5 protein-coding genes are annotated in these 7,501 nt (G+C 65.8%); all 5 read right to left on the bottom strand.

The window, feature by feature from the left end; all coding sequences use genetic code 11:
* A partial coding sequence (locus VLA96_03160) for an efflux RND transporter permease subunit (protein ID HSE48187.1) occupies positions 1 to 1,718 on the bottom strand: 1,718 nt, incomplete at its 3' end.
* Positions 1,715 to 2,803, bottom strand: a complete 1,089-nt coding sequence (locus VLA96_03155; GenBank protein HSE48186.1) for an efflux RND transporter periplasmic adaptor subunit — start codon at positions 2,801 to 2,803, stop codon at positions 1,715 to 1,717. The genes VLA96_03160 and VLA96_03155, both read right to left, overlap by 4 nt.
* A 37-nt stretch (positions 2,804 to 2,840) precedes the next feature.
* A complete protein-coding gene (locus VLA96_03150; protein HSE48185.1) occupies positions 2,841 to 3,545 on the bottom strand; it encodes a TetR/AcrR family transcriptional regulator in 705 nt (234 codons plus the stop codon).
* 58 nt (positions 3,546 to 3,603) lie between these two features.
* On the bottom strand, positions 3,604 to 6,507 hold the full coding sequence (locus VLA96_03145; GenBank protein ID HSE48184.1) for an aconitate hydratase: 2,904 nt from the start codon (positions 6,505 to 6,507) through the stop codon (positions 3,604 to 3,606).
* A gap of 75 nt (positions 6,508 to 6,582) precedes the next feature.
* The coding region (locus VLA96_03140) for a M28 family peptidase (protein HSE48183.1) at positions 6,583 to 7,501 on the bottom strand (919 nt) is incomplete at its 5' end.

The following is a 7,501-nucleotide window of genomic DNA, read 5'->3' as shown; positions in this document are numbered from 1 at the left end:
AATGACGTTCCCTGCGCCGACTCGGTGAAGATGAGGATCTGCCCGATGTCTTCGTTCGGCAGGAAGCCCTTGGGCACCACCATGAACAGGCCCGCGGTGACCACCAGCAGGATGGCCGAGATGACCATGACGGCCAGGCGGTGGCGCATCGCGAATCCCAGCGACTGTGCGTAGAAGCCCAGGCCCGCATCGAACACCGCTTCCGAGCGCTGGTAGAACTTGCCATGGTGCTGCTCTGCCGTGGGCTTCAGGAAGCGGCTGCACAACATCGGCGTCAAGGTCAGCGAGACGAAGCCCGAGACGAGGATGGCCGCGCCGATGGTGACCGCGAACTCGTGCAGCAGCCGCCCGAGGATGCCGCCCATGAACAGCACCGGGATGAACACGGCCGCGAGCGACAGTGTCATCGAGATGATGGTGAAGCCGATCTCGCGCGCGCCGCGCAGCGTGGCCTGGAAGGGCTTCTCGCCCGCTTCCATGTGGCGCACGATGTTCTCCAGCATCACAATGGCGTCGTCCACCACGAAACCCACCGAGAGCGTGAGCGCCATCAGCGACAGGTTGTCGACGCTGTATCCCAGCAGGTACATGATGGCGAAGGTGCCGATGATCGACATCGGCAGCGCCAGGCTCGGGATAATGGTGGCGGAGACGTTCCGCAGGAACAGGAAGATCACCATGATGACCAGCGCGATGGTCAGCAGAAGCGTGAACTTCACGTCGTTGACCGACTCGCGGATGGATTGCGAGCGGTCGAAGACGATGTTCAGCTTCACCGACGCCGGCATCTGCTTCTGGATGGTCGGCAGCAAGGCCTTGATGGCGTCGACCACGGCTATGGTGTTGGTCCCGGGCTGCTTCTGGATGGCGAGCGTGATCGACCGGTCGTCGTTGAACCAGCTCGCGATCTTGTCGTTCTCCACGCTGTCGATGACGCGGCCGAGCTCTTCCAGCCGCACCGGCGAGCCGTCGCGGTAGGCCACGACCAGCGGCCGGTAGGAGGCGGCGTCATTGAGCTGGCCCGTCGCCTTCACCGTGGCCGCCTCGGTCTTGCCGTAGACGGTGCCGGTCGGCAGGTTCACGTTGCCGCTGCGGATGGCGTTGACGACCTCATCCACCCCCATGCCGCGGATGGCGAGCTCCCGCGGGTCGAGCTGCGCGCGCACCGCGTACTTCTGCGCGCCGAAGATCTGCACCTGCGCCACGCCCGAGACCATCGAGATGCGCTGGCCAAGGATGGTGTCGGCGTATTCGTTCACCTGCGAGAGCGGCAGCGTGGGCGATGAAAGCGCCATATAGAGCACCGGCGAGTCGGCCGGGTTCACCTTCTGGTAGGAAGGTGGCGCCGGCATGTCCTGCGGCAGGTCGCGCTGCGCCTTGGCGATCATCGCCTGCACGTCCTGCGCAGCGGCGTCGATGTCGCGGTCGAGCGCGAACTGCAGCGTGATCGAGGTCCCGCCCAGCGTGTTCGACGAGGTCATCGAATCCAGGCCGGCGATGGTCGAGAACTGTTTTTCGAGCGGGGTCGCGACCGCCGACGCCATGGTCTCCGGCGCCGCGCCCGGCAGCGTCGCCGACACGTTGATGGTCGGGAAATCGACGTTCGGCAGGTCGCTCACCGGCAGGGCGCGATAGGCGACCACGCCAAAAATGAGGATGGCGGCCATGACCAGCGTGGTCATGACCGGCCGCCGGACGAATAGTTCGGCTACGTTCATTGGCCGCTCCCCGGCGTGACGGTGGCGTTCTTGACCTCGACCCGCGTGCCGGGCGCCAGCCGCAGCTGGCCGTCCGTCACCACGCGCTCGCCCGCCTGGATCCCCTGCTCCACGATGGTGTCGTCGTCGACCGCGGCGCCGGCCTTCACCGGCCGCGTCTCGGCGGTGTTATCGCTCTTCACCACGAAGACGAACTGGCCCTGCTGGCCGGTCTGGATGGCCTGCGTCGGCACCAGCACGGCGTTGGGGCGCTCGGAGAGCGTCAATGTCACGTCGACAAACTGCCCCGGCCACAGCCGGCGGTCTTCGTTGCGGAACTCCGCCTTCATCGCGATGGTTCCGGTCTCGCGGTTCACGGCGTTGTCCACAAAGCTCACCGTGCCGGCGGAGGTCGCGGTGTCGGTCTTGGGAACCACCGCGTCCACCTTCAACTTGCCCTGCGCGATACGCTGCTTCACTTCCGGCAGGAACTGCTCGGGCAGCGAGAAGCGTGCGTAGATCGGCCGTAACTGGTTGATGACGACGAGCGACGCTTCGTTCGCCTTCACCACGTTGCCGGCGTGGATCTGCACGCTGCCGGTGCGCCCCTCGATGGGCGCATAGATCTGCGTGTACCCGAGCTGGACGCGGGCGGTCTCGACCGCGGCGCGGTTGGCGTCGACGGTGGCGCGCAGGGCCTGCATGTTGGTCTGCTCCTGCTCGTAGCGCTCGCGGGCGATCACGCCTTCCTGCATGAGCCTGGCATAGCGGGCGGCGTTGGCCTCGGCCTGCGCCATCTCCGCTTGCGACTTCGCCAGCTGCCCCTCGGCCTGCTGGAGCGCGGCCTCGAACGGACGGCGGTCGAGCGAGAAGAGCAGCTGCCCCTTCTTCACGTCCTGCCCTTCGGTGAAATGGACCGCGACCAGTTGGCCCGCGACCTGCGATTTCACTTCCACGGTCGAGAATGCTTCGACGGCGCCGATGGCGCGGACGGTGAGCGGGACGGTCTTCTGCTCGGCGGTGGCGACGGTCACGGGAACCGCCGGGGCGGGCGCGGCCGTCTGGGCCTTCTGCGTGCACCCGACGAGCGCCGCAAGCGAAAGCAATAGCAGGACTGACGTGAGTGCGCGCAATGAGGGCAAGTTAGTTCTTTCTCCCATTCTTATGACCATTGGACTTATGAGCCTGCGACTGCTTCGCGCCATTCCCGTTCTTAGACGCGCGAGCGTGCCCGGGGATTCGGCGATCCGGCGCCATCACGCCGTGCAGCCAGATGTCGGCGACCTCGGCGCTGACCGTCTCGGGATCGAACTTCTGGTAGAAGCCGCCGCCGAACAGCTCCTGCACCAGGATGTGGTAGAAGATCATCCCGATGAAGCTGCGCGCGGCCAGGATCGGGTCCACGCGACGGAACACGCCTTCCGCAATGCGGCGCTCGATGTGCGCGGCCAGCAACTGGTAGTAGCGTGCCACGTAGGTGCGGAAGAAGCGGCGCGCCAGGCGGTGGTTCTCCAGCCCGCTGAACAGCAGCAGCCGCGTGCGCGCCTTGTCCTCCTTGGTGCGCTGCAGGATGTCTTCGGCGATGACGCGGAAGATCTCGAAGTCCGAGGCCTGCAGGTCGAGCGACGCCTGCAGGTTCTCGCGCCGATGCGAGCGCGTGCAGCGGTCGTCGATCACCGCCCAGTAGAGGGTCTCCTTCGAGGGGAAATGCCGGAACAGGATGGCCTCGTTCATGCGCGCGCGCGCTGCGATCTCGCGCGTGGTCGTCCCCTGGAAGCCCTTGCGGGCGAACAGCGACGAGGCGACGTCGAGGATCTGCTGCTTGCGGTCGGTGGCGGCAACTCTCATGTAAGTGAGTGCTTACTATGATAGCGGCCGAGTGCAGGCTGTCAACGCGGAAAGCGCACTACTTCGACGCCGCGATGATCTGCCGCAGCACGAACGGCAGGATGCCGCCGTGCTTGTAGATGTCGACCTCGATGGGCGTGTCGATGCGAACCCGCACCGGCACTTCGACGTCCGCGCCGTCGTCGCGGTGCACGACCAGCTTCGCCAGCGCGCGCGGCTTGATCTCGTCCGCGCCCACGATGTCGAAGGTCTCGCTGCCCTTCAGGCCGAGTGAGCTTGCGGTCGCGCCCTGCTCGAACTGCAGCGGCAGCACGCCCATCCCCACCAGGTTCGAGCGGTGGATGCGCTCGAAGCTCGCCGCAATCACGGCCTTCACCCCGAGCAGCGCGGTGCCCTTCGCCGCCCAGTCGCGCGAGCTGCCCATGCCGTAGTCCGCGCCCGCCAGGATCACGAGCGGGATGTGCGAACCGTCGTACTTGATGGCGGCGTCGTAGATGCTCATCTTCTCGCCGCTGGGGTAGTGGATGGTGACGCCGCCCTCGGTGCCCGGCGCCATCAGGTTCTTGATGCGGACGTTGGCGAACGTCCCGCGCACCATCACGCGGTCGTTGCCGCGCCGCGAGCCGTAGCTGTTGAACTCCGCCACCGATACGCCGCGGTCCTGCAGGTAGAGGCCGGCAGGCGACGTCGGCTTGATGGAGCCCGCGGGCGAGATGTGGTCGGTCGTGACCGAATCGCCGAAGATGGCGAGCGGGCGCGCGCCGCGAATGGGCCGCGGCGGCTCCGGCGTCATGCTGAACTTCTCGAAGTAGGGCGGGTCCTGGATGTACGTCGAGTCCGGGTTCCAGGCGTAGGTCTTCCCTGTCGGGCTTTGCACTTTCGTCCACAGGTCGCTCACGCTGTCGAGGTTCGCGTACATCTTGCGATACGTCTCGGGGTCGCGCGCGCTGCCCACCAGCGCCTCGATCTCCTGCGGCGCCGGCCAGATGTCTTTCAGGAAGACGTCCTTGCCGTCGGCGCCCTGTCCTAGCGGCTCCTTGGTGAGGTCGATGTCCACGCGCCCGGCCAGCGCGAACGCCACCACCAGCGGCGGGGACATCAGGAAGTTCGCTTTCACCGCCTGGTGCACGCGCGCCTCGAAGTTGCGGTTGCCGCTCAGCACGCTGGCGGCGACCACGTCGTTCTTGGAGATCACGTTCTCCAGCACCGGGTCGAGTGGCCCGGAGTTGCCGATGCACGTCGTGCACCCGTATCCGACCAGGCGAAAACCGAGCTCGTCGAGGTAGCGGTCGAGGCCGGTCTTGCGGTAGTACTCGGTCACGACGCGCGACCCGGGCGCGAGCGACGCCTTTACCGTCGGCTTCACCTTCATCCCGCGCTCCGCCGCCTTCTTCGCCAGCAGGCCCGCCGCCAGCATCACGCTCGGGTTGGACGTGTTGGTGCACGAGGTGATGGCTGCGATCACGACTTCGCCATGGCCGATGTCCACGCGCTGCTTCGGGAACTCCTCCGTCAATCGCCCCGGGCCGGTCACACTATCGGGGGTCGGGCGGTTGTTCATCATCTCTTCTTCGGTCACGACGGCCGTGTTCCGGACGCTCACCAGTCCCGAGCCGTGTGGCAAGCTCTCGGTCGCCTGCTCGCCGCCGCCCACGACCGGGCGATGCGGATAGCGCACGCCGATCTCCGCGCTGAATTTGCGGTTCGCCTCCTGCGGCTCCTTGCCGTACCCGTTGTCCTTCACGGGGGCCTGGAGCAGGTGCGTCCACTTGTCCTTGAGAGCGTCGAGGGTGATGCGGTCCTGCGGGCGCTTCGGCCCGGCGACGCTCGCGCGCACCCCGGCGAGGTCCAGGTCGAGAACCTTGGAGTACTCGATGTCGCCCTTCTTCGGCATGCCGAACAGGCCTTGCGCCTGGTAGTACGCGCGCACCAGATCGCAGTGCTCGGCGCTGCGCCCGGTGAACTTGTAGTACTGGATGGTCTGCTCGTCGACCGGGAAGAAGCCCATCGTCGCGCCGTACTCCGGCGCCATGTTCGCGATGGCCGCGCGGTCGGTCACGGGCAGCGACACCGCGCCCTCGCCGAAATACTCCACGAACTTCCCGACCACCTTTTCCTTGCGCAGCAGTTCGGTCAGCGTGAGCACCAGGTCGGTAGCCGTGACGCCCGGCTGCAGTTTGCCGGTGAGGTTCACGCCGACGACGTCGGGCGTGAGGATGTACACCGGCAGGCCCAGCATCGCCGCTTCCGCTTCGATGCCGCCGACGCCCCACGCCACCACGCCCATCGCGTTGATCATCGTGGTGTGCGAATCCGTGCCGACCAGCGTGTCGGGGTAGTAGACGCCCTCGCGCTCCAGCACGCCCTGCGCGAGGTATTCCATGTTGACCTGGTGACAGATGCCCACGCCCGGCGGCACCACCTTGAACGTCTTGAACGCCTGCATGCCCCACTTCAGGAACTCATAGCGGGAGTTGTTGCGCCGGAACTCCATCTCCATGTTCTGGCGCAGCGCGTCCTCGATGTTGGAGAAATCCACCTGGATGGAGTGGTCGACGACCAAGTCGACCGGCACGAGCGGCTCGATGATCCCGGGGTCTTTGTCCATGCGGACGGCGGCGGAGCGCATGGCCGCCAGGTCCACCAGCAGAGGCACGCCGGTGAAATCCTGCAGCAGGACGCGGGCGACGGTGAACGGGATCTCCTCGGTGCGCTCATGCGTCGGGTGCCAGCCGGCGAGCGCCTTCACGTCCTTCTCGGTGATCGACTTGCCGTCGCAGTTCCGTAGCACCGACTCCAGCACGATGCGGATGCTCACCGGCAGGCGCGACACCTTGCCCACGCCGGCGGCCTCGAGCTGCGGCAGCGAGTAGAGCTTCCCTTTCCTGCCCTTGGCGACGTCGAAGTCTTGCAGCGAGTTGAAGAGCGAGTGCATCGCGAGCGTCTCCCCGAAGCCGCGCACAGCACGGCAAAGTCCTTGCAGCAGCGTGAAACCTAACAATATAGACCTTGCGGGACAATGGCGCGAGACCGAGATTCACCGCGCCAGGGCGCGAACAGCCGCCTCGAGCTGCTGGACCACAACCGCCATGCGGTCGTAGTCCAAGGTCGCCGGGCGGTCGTCAGCGGTATGGTAGTGCGGATTGCGAAAGAACGAGGTGTCGGTCACCATCACGGCACGGTATCCGGCGTCCCAATAGTTGGAGTGGTCGGAAAAGTCGATCCCCTCGATGCTTCGCGGCGCGTTGATGGAATTGACGGGCAGGTCTGCTGCGGCGGCCATCGCTGCCTTGACCTTGCGCACGGTCCCTGGGTCCTCGACATTCCCGACCACAGCAATGAAGTCTGCCCTATCGCCGTATAGGCTGCCCATGCCGGGGGCAGGATAGTTTTGTGAGCCCGGCTTGTCGCTGAAATAGCCAACCATCTCGATCGAGATCATTGCAACCAGCTTCACGCCCTGGTCTCGCAATGAGTTGGCATGCACCCAGCTACCCATCTGTTTCGTCCGAAAGTAAGGCGGTTCCTCAAGCGTGTAAGCGACTAGATCGACTCTCTTCGCGGGCGCTTTCTTGCCAAGAGATTCCGCCAGCGCCAGGAGCGCCGCTACGCCGCTCGTGTTGTCATCCGCGCCGCTGAAGCCGCCGAACACGTCGTAGTGCGCCCCCACCACTAGGCGCTCCCCCTGGTCCGGGCCAAAGCTGCCGATCACATTGCGATACGTCCGGGCGCCTACTCTGTACTCCTGCACTTCGACCGTGGCACCTGCCGATCGCATTTGTTCGGAGAGAAACTTGGCGGCGGCATCCAGGTTCTCGACGTGGTCGTGATCGCGCGGAGCAAATCCGTCCAATCGAGCCACGGTCTCGCGCAGGCGCGTCCCTTCCGCGGTGCGGGCCGATGGCGCACGCCTCACCCAAACCGGTTGCACAATATAAGTCAGCATCAGCGCGACC

This window comes from Terriglobales bacterium (assembly GCA_035457425.1).
Classification (GTDB): Bacteria; Acidobacteriota; Terriglobia; order Terriglobales; family Acidobacteriaceae; genus JACPNR01.
This window is presented reverse-complemented; position numbering and strand designations above follow the sequence as displayed.